We start from the raw sequence: 15,853 nt of genomic DNA, 5'->3' as shown, positions 1-15,853 counted from the left end.
CTTTCCATCATGCCAGACTTTCCAGCCAGCGATTCGGGCATCCAGGTGAGTCAGTCGCCGAAGGAGTCGCACGGTGGCCGTCAAGGAAAGTGGGAAGCCGTGCTGCCAGAGGAGCTGGATCGAGTTTCAATCGAAGAGCCAGTTGCCAATCAGCCTGTTGTTGACGAGCCGGTCTCGGTCTCGGCGACCGAAAAAACTTCGGTTGTGGACGAGTCCGTCACGCCACCGCCAGTGGTTGTCGAGACCGCGAAATCCGTCGTCGCTGAAACGACTGAAACGACTGAAACGACAAACAAGCCAAAGCTCGAACTAAAGCGACGTCAGTACCTCGAGCACCACCTGAAATCGAACCCTGCCGATCTGGACGCGTTTTTAGAGTTGGCGAAGATTTATCGCGCTGAAAATCGGCCGGTCGAGGCACGGAGAGTGCTACAGCAGGCGATCCAGATTTTTCCTGATGAGCACGAGTTGCACTGGGAGTTGGAAGAGGCCACGTTGTCCCGTTCAATCCAGCAGCTTCGCGAAGTGGCCGAGCTGGACAGTCGGTTGAAGACCACGGAAACCGACCACGAACTTACGCGTTGTCAGCAAGATTGGGCACTACGACGCATCGAAGTTTGCCAAGCTCGCCTAAGCCGCGATCCGTCGCTAGTAAATCTGAGAATCACCCTAGCCGAGGCTCGCTACGATTCGGGGGACTATCAGGACGCAATCGAGGAGCTCGATCCCGTTTTAGACAATGATGAATTGTCGCCGTCCGCCTATTTGATTCGTGGCAAGTGTTTGTTGGCGCTTGGGAAGGATCTTGATGCGATGGTGGCGCTGCGAGCGTGTGCTTTGCGGCGGGCGGTTGTGGCGCCGGTTCGATTGCGAGTGATTGCCCTGCGGTTGTTGTGCGAGACTGCCGATCGGCTTGGCGTTTCGTTGACACTCGCTAGTTACCAAGCCAGTTTACAGCAAGCCGAACAAGAGCTTGCGAAACAAACGACGATGGGCGCTTAACCGCCACTCGCTCTTATTTGCCCCCAACCCGAGACATTACTATGGCTCAAGCCGTCGTCGACCCTGACCAACTGCGCCAATTCGCAGCCCAGCTTCATCGGTTTGCCGAAGAGATGAAGCAGCGTTCGACGGGACTAGCGTCACAGATGAATCAGTTGGAACAGACCTGGCGTGACGAACAGCAACGTAAGTTTTCCGATGAATTCACAACGCAGTTGCGGCAGTTGGCTCGCTTGATTCAAACCACTGAAGAGCACGTTCCGTACTTGATGCGCAAGGCGGAGCAGATCGACGCGTATTTGGGACGCTAGTCAAATGGCCAGTAGTAAGGTACGCAGCATCGAATCGCTGGAACATTTTCACGACGGACTCCTTCGCCTGTCTGGCGATTGGGACGATGCGTTGCAGGAAGTGCGCATGATGGTTCATCGTGCGGAAGAGTATTTTTCGCAGGATCGCCCCAAGTATTGGCGGCACCAAGCTGAGTTGGCAAGTCGCGAATTGAACGAGTCGAAGGACAGTTTGGCGATGAAACGCTCGGCGGCTCGGGCCGAAGATCGGCCAGCGGCGACCGAGGCCTTTGCTCGGGTACAGAAGTGCGAGCGTCGAGTTCGTTTTTGCGAAGCGAAGGTCCGGGAGGCCAAGGCGTGGTCGATACAGATTTCGCAGGTGTGCAATGAAGTTCTCGGCCCCCTTGCCGACGTCGCACAGCACTGCGAGGTTGGGTTGCCGACCGCTGCGACGGAATTGCGTGGTTTAATTGAACAATTAAAGGCGTATGCCGAACGAGACTGATGATTGTTTGTGACTGAAACCGGCGCGTCATCGGAACTTGACGCTGTTCGCGAATCGGTTAGCGACAATCGCGACTTTTATTGATGACAGCCAACAGGCTGGGCTCCAACCATTCACAGGTATATGAGTAGTACTAAGACTGATGTTTTTGCGTCGCTGGCCGAGACCCGTGATGATCCGGCTGGGATGCTTGACCGAATGGTCGAACACTTCCGCAGCACTCGTAGCGCAATGGAGTTGTTCGAAGCGATAAAGATGCAGATCCGCAATCGAGTCGGGTTGCCGCTTGTGGCAGTGGAAGACGAGCCGGCCCGTCCGGAGGAAGTCGAGCGTCAACTTGAACTTGGGCTTCTTGACGCTTGCCGCGAAACGGGCACGATGCTGATCCAAGATGGTCGGGTTGGTGAAGGTTGGATGTACCTGCGTCCGACCGGTGATATTGAGACTGCCCGAAAGCTGCTGAACAAAATTGAAATCACCGATGACAACTATGACGAGATGATTCAGGTTTTGTTGCATGAAGGAGTTGACGTCGGACGCGGTTATCAAGCGGTGATCGACAATCAGGGCACGTGCAACAGCATCACGTTGTACGAGCAATCAATTGTCAGTCGCAGCAAAGCGGATCGCAAAGCTGCGTCAAGTTGCTTGCTTGAACACTTGTACGGCGAACTGCTGGCGATGGTCCGAAGCGACATTGCCCAAAAAGAAGGCGAGCCGCCGGCCGGTGACGATGAGACGCTTGGGGACTTGATCGAGAAGCGTCGCTGGATCCTTGACGGAGGTGGCTATCACCTCGATACCACGCACTTGGCCGCCACGGTGCGAGTGGCGACGGTTCTCGATGATCCGGCTCAGTTAAAAAAAGCGTGGGAGCTCACTCAGTACGGTCGCCGTTTGAATCATCAGTTCCAATATCCAGGCGAAGAACCGTTCGTTGACTTTTATCCGGCCTACGGAACGTTCTATTCGATCCTGTTGGGCGAAAACGTCGACGCGGGGCTAAAACTATTTGAACGCAAGGCTCGCGCGGTTGACGTTGCCACCAGTGGAACCGGAGCGATCGAGACGTATGTCGATCTGCTTGATCGGATCGGTCGGCACAAAGACGCGGTGCTGGCCTCGATCGAGTTGGTGCCCGGTGACATTCCGACTCAGCGTATCGTTCCGATGCTGATCGAGATTGCAAATCGAGCCAAAACTGCCGGAGACAATTCCGCGTTCGAGCCAATCTTGGAATACTGCCAGCAGCACAACGATGTGCTCGGCTATGTTGCGGTTCTGCACGCCGCGTAGGCTCGGCGGAATTCTTTGCGAATTCCGTTATCCCAGGTTCAGTCTGGTGTGAAACACCAGCGGCTTTATCGTTTCTTCATCGCTTCGACAACGGCGGCACCCATGTCGGCAGGCGTTGGTGCCACGACAATTCCGGCGTCTTCCAGTGCTGCAACCTTTTCGGTTGCCGTACCTTTTCCGCCACTGATAATAGCACCAGCGTGGCCCATGCGTTTTCCGGGCGGTGCGGTGCGTCCAGCGATGAAGGCGGCCATTGGTTTGGTGACGTGTTCTTTTGCGAACGCGGCGGCTTCTTCTTCGGCCGATCCACCGATTTCACCAATCATCAAGATCGCTTCGGTTTGATCGTCTTCTTGGTACAGTTTCAACAGATCGATGAAGCTGGTTCCGACGATGGGGTCGCCACCGAGTCCGACGCAGGTGCTTTGGCCGAGTCCCAGGTTGCTTGTCTGCCAAACGGATTCGTAAGTCAGCGTGCCGCTGCGGCTCATTACACCGACTTTGCCAGGTTGGTGAATGTAACCGGGCATGATGCCGATTTTGCACTCGCCCGGAGTGATCAGGCCGGGGCAGTTCGGGCCAATCAGGATTGATCCGCTGGCTTTGACTTTTTCGTAGACGCGAACCATGTCCAAGACAGGCACGCCTTCAGTGATCGCCGCAATGATTTTGATGCCCGCGTCGACGGCTTCCAGAATCGCATCGGCGGTGAACGGTGGCGGAACGAAGATCATCGTCGCGTTGGCGCCTGTCGAGTGGACAGCCTCTTCGACGGTGTCAAAGACGGGAATGCCTTCGACGTTCTGTCCGCCCTTGCCCGGCGTGACTCCGCCGACCATTTGCGTTCCGTAATCGCGACAACCGAGCGAGTGAAAGGTGCCCGCGTTGCCAGTGATGCCTTGGCAAATGACTTTCGTGTTTTTATCGACCAGGATACTCATGGGAGTAGATTTTAGGCTTTAGGTTTTAGGTCTTTGGAAAAATCAAAACGTGAGATGTAGTGGGGCGTCAAAGTTCAGTGGTGGACTGAAACTCAGACGCATCGCACCGAATCTCTACTTTGCTGCGGCGACGATTTTTTTGGCGGCGTCGGTGATGTCAACGGCGTTGATGATGTCGACGTCGGATTCAGCCAGCATTTTGCGGCCTTCTTCGACTTCGGTACCTTCTAAGCGAACAACCAAGGGAACTTTGAATCCGACAACCTTGCTGGCTTCGATGATGGCCGCGGCGATCGTGGTACAGCGAGCGATCCCGCCGAAAATGTTGACCAACACGCCTTTGCAGTTCGGATCGGACAGCAAGATTTGGAACGCTTCGGTGACTTGTTCGGCGTTCGCTCCGCCACCAACGTCCAAGAAGTTCGCCGGCTGTCCGCCGTGATACTTGATGATGTCCATGGTCGACATTGCCAGTCCGGCACCGTTGACCAGGCAACCGATGTTGCCTTCTAGCTTGACGTAGCTGAGGCCTGATTTGCTGGCCCGCACTTCGCTTGGCTCTTCTTCGGACAGGTCGCGGTATTCGAGCAAGTCTTTGTGGCGGAACAGAGCATTGGAATCGAAGTCGATTTTCGCGTCCAAGGCGATCATTTGTCCGTCACCGGTGATAACCAGCGGATTGATTTCGGCCATCGAGCAATCGTAATCGACAAAGAAACGACAGATTGCGGGCAAGAACTTCGAGGCTGCCTTTGCGGCGGCGCCTTCGATTTTCAGCTTTTTGCAAAGCTTGCGAACTTGAAAAGCTTCTAGTCCGACGGCTGGGTCGAAGTGTTCTTTGAAGATCAGTTCGGGCGTGTGTTCGGCGACTTCTTCGATTTCGACGCCGCCTTCGGTGCTGGCCATCAATACCGGCTTCATGCTAGCCCGGTCAACGACGATGCCCAGGTACAGTTCGCGAGCGATATCGCAGCCGGCTTCGACGAAGACTTGGTTGACGATCTTGCCCTCGGGGCCAGTTTGGATCGTGACAAGCGTTTTGCCCAACAAGCCGTTCGCGGCAGCGCGAACTTCGTCGGCGCTCTTGCAAACTACAACTCCGCGTTGATTCGCGTCTTCTTTGGTCGTACCCTTCCCGCGTCCACCGGCGTGGATTTGCGATTTGACGACAGCAATCTTGCCGCCTAGCTTTTCGTACGCGGCAACGGCGTCATCGGCCGTTTTGGCAACGATGCCGTCCAAAACCGGAACACCGGATTTGCGGAACAGTTCTTTGCCCTGGTATTCGTGAATTTTCATCGGTTCTGGCTTAGCTGTTTTGGTTTGGCTGTTTAGGTTCGGCTTTGCGTAACGCTATGGCGGTTAGACTGCGGCCTCAAACTCGTAAAACTCAGACCATCGAAATATAAGCATCCAAGTTCGGGGTAGGAACCATAGGCACATGATGACAAATGCCAATCAAAGAAATTCAGTGCAGCGTGCGGCACTGATACGGCTGGATAGCCGCGACAACGTAGCCGTTGCAACCGAAGCATTGCCCGCGGGGTTTAGCGATGGCAACCTTACCGTGGCGATGCCGGTCCCGGCTGGCCACAAAGTGGCAACGCAGGCGGTCGCCAGCGGACAATCCGTGTTCAAATACGGCCAGCCAATCGGTGTGGCGACTAGAGATATCGCAGTCGGTGATCACGTCCACAGTCATAATTTGGCTGACCATCACGTCGTCTCTGATGATTTGTCGAGAATCTCGCCGCCCGCGGCGCTGGCGAAAATCACGCGAACCTTTGACGGGTTTCATCGGCCCGACGGTCGTGTTGGCACTCGTAATTACGTCATGTTGTTGTCGACCGTGAACTGCAGTGCGACAGTGTGTCACAAAGTCGTGGCTCGATTCACACCTGAGCGGATGAAGCAGTGGCCCGGCGTCGATGGCGTCTTCGCGGCCACTCACACTACCGGTTGCGCGATGCAGTACAACGGCATCAAACACCAAATGCTGGGGCGCGTGTTGGCCGGTTACGTCAAGCATCCCAACGTCGGCGGCGTGCTGGTGATTGGATTGGGATGCGAGCAGACGACGTCGGGATATTTGGCCGAACATCACGGCGTGGTTTCGTTGTATTCGCCCGGCGGCGACAAGCTGACTCGGGACAATGGCGTGCCAATGTTGACGATGCAAACCGAAGGCGGCACCCGTGCGACGATCGAAAAAGCGGACAAGTTGTTGGTCGAGGTGCTTGATCGAGCGAACCAGTTCACTCGATCGCCTGCCGACGCGTCGAAGTTGACTTTGGCGGTCGAGTGCGGTGGCAGCGACGGGTATTCCGGGCTGACGGCGAACCCCGCGGTTGGAGTGGTCTCGGATCGAATCGTGGCCTGCGGTGGGACCAGTGTGATTTCCGAGACGACGGAACTCTACGGCGCCGAACACTTGTTGGTTCGTCGCAGTCGGTCATCGGAAGTCGCGCAAAAGTTGCTCGACCGAATTCAGTGGTGGAAAGATCACGTCGCGATGTACGGTGGCCAAATCGACAATAACCCTTCGGTCGGTAACAAAGCCGGTGGCCTGACAACGATTACTGAAAAGTCGCTCGGTGCAGTTTCCAAAAGTGGGTCAACCGCAATGGAAGCGGTCTACGAATACGCTGAAACGATCACCTCGCCAGGGTTAGTGGTGATGGATACACCTGGCTTTGACCCCGCCAGCGTTACGGGCAAAGTTGCTGGCGGCGCGAACTTGGTCATGTTCACGACTGGTCGCGGCAGTTGTTTCGGATGTAAACCGACGCCGGTCATCAAGGTCGCGACAAACACGCCGATGTACAAAACGATGGCCGAAGATATGGACTTGGATGCCGGGACCGTGCTTGACGGTGAGGACTTGCAGGCGGTCGGCGATCGATTTTTCGAGTGGTCCCTCAAAGTCGCCAGCGGCAAGAAAACGGCGAGCGAAGAGCTGGACGTTGGCGACCATGAATTTATCCCTTGGACCGTTGGCCCAACGCTTTAGCGATGATTCGGGAGTAAAAATGGCGGATTTGTGTTGCGGATAAGCGACGCGCGACTCTGCTAAACTGTTGGCGCTGAATTAACCTATGCCTTACGGATTCCCTCCCCCACTTCCCCTCGGATCTTCCCACCATGCGACTATTCGTTCGCTCTGCCGTTGCCGTTTCGATTTGCGCTGTCGCCTGCACCATTATCGGATTAAAAGTCGGTGATCCGCCGGGGCAGCAGATGCAGACGTTCGCCGAGTCCTTTGTGGCGTCGCTTGATGCTGATCAAAAAGCCAAAGCGATTATGGCTTATGACTCGCCCGCACGCGTCGACTGGCACTTCATCCCTAAGAAGTCACGTAAGGGATTGATGATTCGGGAAATGAACACCGCCCAGCAAACCGCAGCCTTGCGACTGGTCCGCGCGGCCCTTAGCGAGATGGGGTACGACAAGACGAACAAAATCATGATGAATGAAAAGGTTCTGTTCGAACTCGAAGGCGATAAACGTAATTGGGATCGCGACTCCGGTATGTACTACCTGACTCTGTTCGGTGAACCCAAGAACGAAGGTTCGTGGGGCATGAGTTTCGAAGGGCACCACTTGTCGCTGAACTTCGTTTGCCGTGACGGAAAGATGGTTGACAGCACGCCACAATTCTTTGCGACCAATCCTGCCACGATCATGGACGAAGTCTCTGGGCCGCTGGGAAAAGGCACACGGATTTTGAAGGAAGAAGAAGACTTGGCGTTTGAATTGGTTCGTTCATTGTCCGGTAAGAAACTGGAAACTGCGATGATCGCTGACAAGGCGCCTGCGGAAATTCGGTTCGCCGGTGAGGCTCAACCGAAGGTCGGCAAGCCCGAAGGCATCTCAATGGGGCAACTTGACCCGGCCGGAAAACAGTTGCTGCAGGACCTGGTCGGCGTCTATGTCGACGCGGTCGCCGATGACATCGCTGCTCAACGCCGTGAACTTATCCAGCAGTCTGGTTGGGACAACGTCTACTTTGCTTGGGCCGGTGCTACTGAACCTGGTATCGGACACTACTATCGCGTCCGCGGTAACACGTTTCTGATCGAATTCGTAAATACTCAGCCTGACGCCTCTGGAAATCCAGCCAACCACATTCACGCGGTTTGGCGGGACTTGACAGGCGACTTTGATTTACCGATCGAGTAAGGCAACGTTGCCTTCGAGCGATTTCGGAATTGAATCGAGCAAGGTTTTCAGGTGTTGTCATTTTTAAAGCACTTTCGCGAGCGCTGGAACAATTGGTGCGGTGATCGTGATATGGAGTTGACGATCCGTCGTCATCTCAACGAAAACGGCTTCTTTGGCCAATCGGCGAAACTGAAGAACGTACGTTGTGTCGCGATCCAGCGGCCCGGATGGTTGCAGGTGTTTCGGTTCGAGGCGATTGTTCGCGTTCGAATCGAAACGCCCGATGACGCGCCGGATCCCGAGCCCGAGTATCGCAAGGTTTTTGGGCTGGTCCGCGACGACATTCGGCACAATATCAACACCGTCCGAGTGTTTGATGGCGAGGAAGAGCGGCGAGAGTTGTTCGGCCGTTGGAGCGAGGATTTGATCCGGCTTCGCGGAGCCCACGGTCTATAAGGTCGCCTCGCCATTGCTTCGATTCGATCCGGCGGTGGCCTGTTGGCCGGGTTGCGATAGAATTCGGTTTACCGCTGATTCTTACCCGTCGTGGACAACACATGCTTTGCTCATTTGCTTGCCGTTTGGCTTTTGTTTTTGTTGGTGTTCTGACGCTTTCTGCTGGATTGCATGCCGAGGCGCCGGACGCGGCAAAGGTGAGCGGCCACGAAAAGTTGCTGCTAAGCGGGGCTCGCCAAATCACGTTCGAGGGGCGTCGCGCGGGCGAAGGCTACTTCAGTGCCGATGGCAACCGAATGGTTTTCCAAAGCGAGCGTGATCCGGCCAACCCGTTCTATCAAATCTATGTGACCGATCTGGAAACCGGCGACATCGAAATCGTGTCGCCGGGTTTCGGTAAGACTACTTGTGCGTGGATTCACCCCGCCGGCGACCGGATTCTGTTCGCCAGCACACAAGCGGATCCCGATGCCAAGCAAAAGCAAATCGATGAACTCGAGCTTCGTGCCAGCGGCAAAGAACGCCGCTATTCCTGGGACTACGATCCGGCGTACGAACTGTATGCCAAAGATTTGAAGTCAGGCGAGTACTCGCAGTTGACCGATGCGCTTGGTTACGACGCCGAAGCCAGTTACAGCCCTGATGGAAGTCAGATTGTTTTTGCATCGAACCGTTCGGCGTACGAGCGAGAATTATCCGAGCGTGAGAAGAAACTGCTCGAAGTCGACCCGGCTTCGATGATTGACCTCTACATCATGGACGCTGATGGTGCGAATGTTCGCCGATTGACGGACGTTGCTGGATATGACGGAGGCCCATTCTTTTCGCCAGATGGATCACGGTTGTGTTGGCGCCGTTTCAGCGAAGATGGAGTTACGGCCGAGGTCTACACGATGAGAACAGACGGGACGGACGTGAAGCGTTTGACCAATCTCAACGCGATGAGCTGGGCTCCGTTCTTTCACCCCAGCGGTGATTATCTGATCTTCACAACCAATCGGCATGGTTTTGCCAACTTTGAACTTTACCTCGTTCGTGCCGACGGCGAGGGTGAGCCTGTACGTGTGACCGATACCGATGGTTTTGATGGCTTGCCGGTGTTCTTGCCCGATGGAAAACGTTTGTCATGGACATCGACTCGGACCAAGTCGAAGCAGTCGCAGATTTTTTTGGCTGATTGGGATGACGCCAAAGCCCGCAAATTGCTGGGTTTATCAAGTAACGAAAGCGAAGACCGCTCGGCCGCGATTGCTTCGGCGCAGTCGTCTTCGCCTGACTTTTCGCCGGCCGATGTGATGCGACATGTCGACTATTTGACTCGTCCCGAACTCGGCGGCCGATTGACGGGTACCGAGGGAGAACGAAGAGCGACTGCTTACGTGGCCGCTTACCTGGAAAGCCTTGGTCTAGAACCGGCGGGTGAAGATGGCACTTTCTATCAATCCTTTGATTTTCCTGCCGGTTCGTCGTTAGGGCCAAACAATCAATTGATTACCGGTGATCGTGCGTTGGAATTGAATAAGGATTGGGTGCCGTTGTCGTTTTCGGCGGATGGTGAGATCGGTGCAGCCGACATCGTCTTCGCGGGCTACGGACTGCAGGTTCCCGGTGGCGAAAACAGCGACGAATATGACAGCTATGTGCACTTGAACGTGGCTGGTCAGTGGGTGTTGGTTTATCGCGATTTGCCTCAGGACATCACGCCCGAGCAGCGTCAGCAAATGGCACGTTACAGTTCGCCGCGACGCAAAGCGACTGTCGCTCGGGATCTTGGTGCGAAAGGGATCGTCTTCGTCGCTGGTCCATCCAGCAAAGTGCGAAACGAGTTGATCCGGTTCGATAGCGATGCGTCGCAAGCCGGTGTGTCGATCGGCGCGGTTTCGGTCACCAACGAAGTCGCTGCCAAGTGGCTGGCGGGTGCAGGCCAAGATCTGGGCAAGATCCAGTCCGAACTGGACGATGGATCGCTTGCGATGGGGTTCGCGGTTGAAAATGCAAAGATGAATGCGACGATTCAAATCGATCGTAAACGGGGAACAGGTCGCAACGTGGTGGCTCGTTTAAACGGTGGGGCACAAGCAAATGCATCGGAGCCAGTTGTCATCGTGGGGGCTCACATCGACCACTTGGGCAAAGGCGGCGGCAGTAACTCGCTTGCCAAAGAAGACGAGCGAGATGGAATTCATGTTGGCGCTGACGATAACGCGTCGGGTGTGGCGGCAATGCTTGAGATTGCCCAGTACTTAGCTGCCGAAAAGAAGGCGGGACGATTGAATGCGAAACGAGACCTGCTGGTTGCTGGATGGAGCGGTGAAGAGCTCGGGTTGTTTGGTTCACAGGCGTTTGTTGATTCCTACTATGATCTCTACCCCGATGCACCCAAAACGCCAGTCGACGCGGGCTATGCCGCTGCTGCTGCGGCGCATGGAATGACGACTGATGCGGCGCCGCTGACTGCGGGAGTTGCCGCCTATTTGAACTTGGACATGGTGGGCCGACTGCGTGAAAAGCTAGTGGTCCAAGGATTGGGGTCATCGCCCGGGTTTGATTCCGAAGTCCAGCGGCGAAACGTGCCGGTTGGATTGGAATTGACACTGGATAAGACGAGCACCCGGTTGCCAACGGATACATCAGCGTTTGTTTCACGAAATGTGCCAATCTTGTCAGCGTTTACCGGGGCACACGAGGACTACCACACGCCTCGTGACACGCCCGACAAACTGAACTATGAAGGAGCCGCAAAAATCAGCCGTTTGTTCGCGTTGTTGACTCGCGGATTCATGGCGGCGGCCGATCCACCGAAATTTGAGTTGTCCGAAGGCGAGGCTTCTGAAAAAGACGTTCCGCGGGCAAACTTGACGGCTTATTTAGGAACGATCCCTGATTATGTTGCTGGCGAGATCAAGGGGCTGAAGCTAAGCGGCGTCGCGGGCGAAGGCCCGGCGTCGAAAGCTGGGTTGAAAGGGGGCGACGTGATCATTGAATTGGCGGGCCGAAAAATCGAAGACATTTACGACTACACCTACGCCATCGAGGCTTTGAAGATTGGTGAAGAAGTGGGGATCGTGGTTCGCCGTGATGATGAAGACGTCAAGCTGAAAATCACGCCGACGGCGAGGGACTGACGTCGCTTGTACTGCGTGCCGGTGGCGGATTTTTGGTTGGCGCGGCAATTGCATTGTTGCGAGCGCGAACCGATTGCTGCCGTTTTGGCGGACAAGGTGTTTATGGTGATTGAGAGACGTCAACGATGATCATGTATTTTCTTTTTCTGGCTCCGGCGTTGCTTTTAGGGCTATATGCCCAATGGAAGGTGAAATCGGCGTTCAGCGAGATGAGCAAAGTACCGGCTAGGATGTCGGGTGCTGAGGCGGCCCGTCGGATGCTCGACAATGGTGGTTTGCAGTCGGTTCGGATTGAGCAGGTGCAGGGCCATTTGAGTGATCATTACGATCCGCGTGCAAAGGTGCTTCGCCTAAGCAGCGATGTCTACGGTGGTCGTTCAATGGCGGCGCTTGGTGTGGCCTGTCACGAGGCTGGACACGCGTTCCAGGATGCAACGGGATATCTGCCGTTGGTGGTTCGCAACGCGGCGGTACCGGCGGCGAACTTTGGTTCTGGCATCAGCGGCGTTTTGCTGATGGTCGGTTATCTGATGTCGTCGAAGGCGTTGATTTTGATCGGTGTGATCTTCTTCTCGGCGGTCGTGTTCTTTCAGTTGGTAAATTTGCCCGTCGAGTTTGACGCTAGTGCACGTGCGAAACGCGAATTGGTGGCCCAGGGAATGATTGCGGGCAACGAAGAGCATTACGTCAGCAAGGTGCTAGGGGCAGCTGCCCTGACCTATGTGGCGGCTACTCTGCAGTCGGTCATGACGTTGGCGTATTACCTGTTCATGATTTTCGGAAATCAACGCAGCAACGATTGACGATCCGAAGAACCGGTACAGTCTGAACATGGATTTGGCGAAAACACAGTTCAGACGCGAATAACTGTGAAGCTGGCAGGGAATATGGCGAAAGCTTACGAAGTGCTGTTTCGTTTGTTTTCTAGATGGTGATTCCCGATGTCGAGTATTCCTGCACCGGTACAGCAAGTCCTTCAAGCTCGTGACCAAGCAATGGCTCAGAAAATCGATATGGCTGTCGCAAGAAAAGCACTCGATTCGCAAAAGCAAACCGGCGACGCGATCGTCTCGATGCTTGAACAAAACGTAAACGTCCAAAAGCAGATTGCCAATGGACACTTAGACGTTCGCGTTTAAGTCGCCGTCAGGTTAGTGGAAGACTGCCGCTGATCTTCGATGTTGCTGTTTAGCGGTAGAACGAGCCCGACGTGTTTGGAGCCTCGGTTCCCGTTGGGTAGCCGTTTGCCTTGCTTGTGCTGCCAGGCATATAGGAACTGCCGTTCGTGCTTCCCGGTGTGTATACGGTGCTTGAAGGGGGCGTTTGTTCGGCAGGAGCCTTCGCGGTCGAGAACGACGGCGGTGTTGCGTTTGGCAAGCTGAACGTTGACGATGTCGTCGATGGCGCTGGCTTTGGTGCGGGCGTGATTGCTGCGGCTGCCGGTGAAACGCCGGAGGGCAACGCGAAACCACCCGCCGCGATGCTGCTGCTGGATGGTGAACTGGATGACGGCGAACTGCTAGCTGTGGCTGTCGAAGGAACTTTCGTCGGTACCGGCGGCGGCGACGAGTAGCTGGTCGACGGCGTCGTCAGCTTCGATGAAGCCGCAGTCGATCCCGGAAGCGCATAGCTGGATTGTTTGGGCACCGCATAGCTAGATGGTGCGGCGGCTGAGTCTGCGTCTGCCTTGGGAACGAACGCGCTGTTGCCAAAGGTGTATCCCGAAGGCTTGGCTGATGTGGTCGCGGCGGGCGGTGTGCTAGTCGGCGGCGTATACGACGCGCCGCTGTAGATACCGTTTGCCTGCGCGGCGGACATGTTCGTCGACGCAGTGGCATTGCTAGCAGGCGACGCGTAGCCTGGCGTCAGGTCGTAACCGGCGACTTGGGCGTTGACGGTACCTGGTTTTTTGATCGGCGACGGGACCGCGGTGCCACCGGCAATCGATGCGATTGCTTCGGGGGTCGCGGACGCACTTGGTGGTGCCGGATAGGTTTGGCTCGGGCCTGTCCCTGCGAGAGCTTCCGCGGACGGTTCGCTGCGACGAGCGAACATCCCCATGCCTGGCACGCTGCGGCAGCCGGTGGAAACCAGCGTAGCGGCGGCGCAAGTGGTCAACAAAAGTGTGCGAGTTGTGTTGTGTTTCAGCATCCGTGCTTACCTTCGGCTCAGCTAACGATCAGCGTCGTGATGTTCTGTGCTTTGTAAATCCATTTACAAAGCTAAAACGGTTCTCGAAATATTTATCTGGATAATCGGCATTCTTGGCCCAAAGTGCCAAGGTTTTTTCGATTCGATGCTGACCCTAAAATTCTGAGAGAGCGGGTGTCAATGCCAGCTTGGATAGATTCGCCTAGTATCGGGGTTGGTCGGCGGTCAGCAGCACTGCCTAAGCACGCTTTTGCGTCAACTGGCTTGCCAGTTTTTGAGCGTTAGGTCCAGCAAAAAAAGCCGTGTATCGCGTTGCGACACACGGCTTTTATTAAGAAACGATTGTGTGAAACTCTAGTTGCTCATTTCCATCGCGGTTCCCATCGTTTGGCCAGGTGCAGGCAAGTTGCTGCTGCCTTCCAAGTAGATGTCGATCGCACGGGCGGCACCTCGCCCTTCGTTGATCGCCCAGACGACCAAGCTTTGGCCACGTCGGCAGTCGCCTGCTGCAAAAACGCCTTCAATGTTGGTGGTGTACGCGCCGTGGACTGCTTGGAAGTTGCTGCGAGGATCAACTTCTAGACCGAGTGATTCGGCGACGTACTGTTCAGGGCCCAGGAAGCCCATCGCTAACAGTATCAACTGAGCTGGCCAGTCTTTTTCGCTGCCCGCGACTTCAGACATGGCCCATCCGCCGTCATCCTTTTTGGTCCACTCGACGTTGACCGTCTTGATGCCGCGCAGGTTGCCTTTGTCGTCCTTCAAGAATTCCTTGCTTAGGATTTGGTACTCGCGCGGATCGCGACCAAACTTCTCGGACGCTTCTTCGTGACCGTAGTCGACTCGGAAAATTCGTGGCCATTGTGGCCACGGATTGTCCGGGGCGCGATCTTCGGGAGGTTTAGGTAGCAGTTCGAAATTGACCAGACTTCGGCAACCATGACGAAGCGATGTGCCGATGCAGTCAGTACCAGTGTCACCACCGCCGATCACGATCACATCTTTGCCTTCGGCATTGATAAATGTTTCGTCAATCGAGTCACCATGCACCATTTGCATCGTGTTGTTCGTCAAGAAATCCATTGCCGGGTAGATGCCCTTGGCATCGCGGTTGTCGATTGGCAGGTCGCGAGGCTTGGTTGCACCGCAGGCAAGCAGCACGGCGTCAAAGTCTTTCTGCAGATCCTTTGGCAACACATCGACACCGATGTTGACGCCGGTTTTGAACGTAATACCTTCGGTCGTCATCTTGTCGATGCGCCGCTGAACCGCCTGTTTGGAAAGTTTCATATTGGGGATGCCGTACTGCAGCAATCCGCCCAAACGGTTCGCTCGTTCAAACACGGTGACCGTGTGGCCAGCCTTGTTCAACTGGTCAGCCGCCGTCAATCCAGCAGGGCCACTGCCCACAATCGCGACTGTTTTGCCCGTGCGAGTCTCGGGCGGTTCGGGAACGATCCAGCCTTCGGCCCAAGCTCGGTCGACGATTGCGTTTTCGATATTCTTGATTGTGACTGGCGGATTGGTGATGCCAAGCACGCACGAGCCTTCGCACGGCGCGGGGCAAACCCGTCCAGTGAACTCTGGGAAGTTGTTGGTCTTATGCAACCGCTCGATCGCTTCTTTCCAGCGGTTGTTGTAGATCAGATCATTCCACTCGGGAATCAAATTGTCGATCGGACAACCGGTGTTGGACTGGCAAAACGGTACGCCGCAATCCATGCACCGAGCACCTTGTTCTTTAAGCTGATCAAGTTTCGGTTCGGTATAGATTTCGTCGTAGTCGTTGATGCGAACGACTGGCAGACGCCACGGCACTTTCTTGCGGTCAAACTCTTTGAATCCGGTTGGCTTGCCCATGGTTGGCCTTTCTTTTTGGTGAGTCTTTGATTCGTATTATGTTGTTGTCCCAAAGCGTTGGCTTTG

General features: G+C 55.4%; 14 protein-coding genes. 10 read left to right on the top strand and 4 right to left on the bottom strand.

Annotated features, from left to right (window positions below; all coding sequences use genetic code 11):
- Positions 1–9: 9 nt before the first annotated feature.
- The 4 genes from Poly59_RS08490 (at position 10) to Poly59_RS08475 (ending at position 3,093) form a co-directional block, all read left to right on the top strand.
- Positions 10–1,002 (top strand): tetratricopeptide repeat protein, encoded by a 993-nt coding sequence (locus Poly59_RS08490; protein WP_146533655.1) that lies wholly within the window; start codon positions 10–12, stop codon positions 1,000–1,002.
- Positions 1,003–1,043: 41 nt separating this feature from the next.
- Positions 1,044–1,313 carry a WXG100 family type VII secretion target gene (locus Poly59_RS08485; protein WP_146533654.1) on the top strand — a complete coding sequence of 90 codons (270 nt, stop codon included), beginning with the start codon at positions 1,044–1,046 and terminating at the stop codon, positions 1,311–1,313.
- 4 nt (positions 1,314–1,317) lie between these two features.
- Positions 1,318–1,797, top strand: a complete 480-nt coding sequence (locus Poly59_RS08480; RefSeq protein WP_146533653.1) for a hypothetical protein — start codon at positions 1,318–1,320, stop codon at positions 1,795–1,797.
- A gap of 123 nt (positions 1,798–1,920) precedes the next feature.
- Positions 1,921–3,093, top strand: coding sequence for a hypothetical protein (locus Poly59_RS08475; protein ID WP_146533652.1), 1,173 nt, complete (start codon positions 1,921–1,923; stop codon positions 3,091–3,093).
- 65 nt (positions 3,094–3,158) lie between these two features.
- On the opposite strand, the gene sucD is transcribed toward Poly59_RS08475, so the two are convergent.
- Both sucD and sucC read right to left on the bottom strand, forming a co-directional pair.
- Complete coding sequence (sucD, locus tag Poly59_RS08470; protein WP_146533651.1) at positions 3,159–4,034, bottom strand: succinate--CoA ligase subunit alpha; 876 nt, start codon at positions 4,032–4,034, stop codon at positions 3,159–3,161.
- A gap of 114 nt (positions 4,035–4,148) precedes the next feature.
- Positions 4,149–5,333, bottom strand: a complete 1,185-nt coding sequence (sucC, locus tag Poly59_RS08465; RefSeq protein ID WP_146533650.1) for an ADP-forming succinate--CoA ligase subunit beta — start codon at positions 5,331–5,333, stop codon at positions 4,149–4,151.
- Between the two features lie 145 nt (positions 5,334–5,478).
- Between sucC and Poly59_RS08460 the strand changes: the two genes are divergently transcribed.
- From Poly59_RS08460 to Poly59_RS08435, 6 genes are all read left to right on the top strand, one after another.
- Positions 5,479–7,044, top strand: coding sequence for a UxaA family hydrolase (locus Poly59_RS08460; protein ID WP_246151493.1), 1,566 nt, complete (start codon positions 5,479–5,481; stop codon positions 7,042–7,044).
- A gap of 131 nt (positions 7,045–7,175) precedes the next feature.
- Complete coding sequence (locus tag Poly59_RS08455) at positions 7,176–8,213, top strand: DUF3500 domain-containing protein (RefSeq protein WP_146533648.1); 1,038 nt, start codon at positions 7,176–7,178, stop codon at positions 8,211–8,213.
- Between the two features lie 51 nt (positions 8,214–8,264).
- Positions 8,265–8,651 carry a hypothetical protein gene (locus Poly59_RS08450; protein ID WP_146533647.1) on the top strand — a complete coding sequence of 129 codons (387 nt, stop codon included), beginning with the start codon at positions 8,265–8,267 and terminating at the stop codon, positions 8,649–8,651.
- Between the two features lie 101 nt (positions 8,652–8,752).
- The gene (locus Poly59_RS08445) at positions 8,753–11,776 is read left to right on the top strand and encodes a M28 family peptidase (RefSeq protein ID WP_146533646.1); all 3,024 of its coding nucleotides are present in this window, start codon (positions 8,753–8,755) and stop codon (positions 11,774–11,776) included.
- A gap of 125 nt (positions 11,777–11,901) precedes the next feature.
- Complete coding sequence (locus Poly59_RS08440; RefSeq protein ID WP_186776097.1) at positions 11,902–12,579, top strand: zinc metallopeptidase; 678 nt, start codon at positions 11,902–11,904, stop codon at positions 12,577–12,579.
- A 138-nt stretch (positions 12,580–12,717) separates the two neighbouring features.
- Positions 12,718–12,915 carry a putative motility protein gene (locus Poly59_RS08435; RefSeq protein WP_146533645.1) on the top strand — a complete coding sequence of 66 codons (198 nt, stop codon included), beginning with the start codon at positions 12,718–12,720 and terminating at the stop codon, positions 12,913–12,915.
- Positions 12,916–12,964: 49 nt separating this feature from the next.
- Here Poly59_RS08435 and Poly59_RS08430 read toward each other — a convergent pair whose 3' ends face one another.
- Complete coding sequence (locus tag Poly59_RS08430; protein WP_146533644.1) at positions 12,965–13,927, bottom strand: hypothetical protein; 963 nt, start codon at positions 13,925–13,927, stop codon at positions 12,965–12,967.
- A 354-nt stretch (positions 13,928–14,281) separates the two neighbouring features.
- Positions 14,282–15,787 (bottom strand): glutamate synthase subunit beta, encoded by a 1,506-nt coding sequence (locus tag Poly59_RS08425; protein WP_146533643.1) that lies wholly within the window; start codon positions 15,785–15,787, stop codon positions 14,282–14,284.
- Positions 15,788–15,853 lie beyond the last annotated feature (66 nt).

Source organism: Rubripirellula reticaptiva (assembly GCF_007860175.1).
In the GTDB taxonomy this organism is placed as follows: domain Bacteria; phylum Planctomycetota; class Planctomycetia; order Pirellulales; family Pirellulaceae; genus Rubripirellula; species Rubripirellula reticaptiva.
This window is presented reverse-complemented; position numbering and strand designations above follow the sequence as displayed.

What these genes read in the sequence shown, in the direction of transcription:
- Poly59_RS08490 (WP_146533655.1), top strand. Translation starts at nt 10, where the DNA reads ATGCCAGACTTTCCAGCCAGCGATTCGGGCATCCAGGTGAGTCAGTCG.
- Poly59_RS08485 (WP_146533654.1), top strand. Translation starts at nt 1,044, where the DNA reads ATGGCTCAAGCCGTCGTCGACCCTGACCAACTGCGCCAATTCGCAGCC.
- Poly59_RS08480 (WP_146533653.1), top strand. Translation starts at nt 1,318, where the DNA reads ATGGCCAGTAGTAAGGTACGCAGCATCGAATCGCTGGAACATTTTCAC.
- Poly59_RS08475 (WP_146533652.1), top strand. Translation starts at nt 1,921, where the DNA reads ATGAGTAGTACTAAGACTGATGTTTTTGCGTCGCTGGCCGAGACCCGT.
- sucD (WP_146533651.1), bottom strand. Translation starts at nt 4,034, where the DNA reads ATGAGTATCCTGGTCGATAAAAACACGAAAGTCATTTGCCAAGGCATC.
- sucC (WP_146533650.1), bottom strand. Translation starts at nt 5,333, where the DNA reads ATGAAAATTCACGAATACCAGGGCAAAGAACTGTTCCGCAAATCCGGT.
- Poly59_RS08460 (WP_246151493.1), top strand. Translation starts at nt 5,479, where the DNA reads ATGACAAATGCCAATCAAAGAAATTCAGTGCAGCGTGCGGCACTGATA.
- Poly59_RS08455 (WP_146533648.1), top strand. Translation starts at nt 7,176, where the DNA reads ATGCGACTATTCGTTCGCTCTGCCGTTGCCGTTTCGATTTGCGCTGTC.
- Poly59_RS08445 (WP_146533646.1), top strand. Translation starts at nt 8,753, where the DNA reads ATGCTTTGCTCATTTGCTTGCCGTTTGGCTTTTGTTTTTGTTGGTGTT.
- Poly59_RS08440 (WP_186776097.1), top strand. Translation starts at nt 11,902, where the DNA reads ATGATCATGTATTTTCTTTTTCTGGCTCCGGCGTTGCTTTTAGGGCTA.
- Poly59_RS08435 (WP_146533645.1), top strand. Translation starts at nt 12,718, where the DNA reads ATGTCGAGTATTCCTGCACCGGTACAGCAAGTCCTTCAAGCTCGTGAC.
- Poly59_RS08430 (WP_146533644.1), bottom strand. Translation starts at nt 13,927, where the DNA reads ATGCTGAAACACAACACAACTCGCACACTTTTGTTGACCACTTGCGCC.
- Poly59_RS08425 (WP_146533643.1), bottom strand. Translation starts at nt 15,787, where the DNA reads ATGGGCAAGCCAACCGGATTCAAAGAGTTTGACCGCAAGAAAGTGCCG.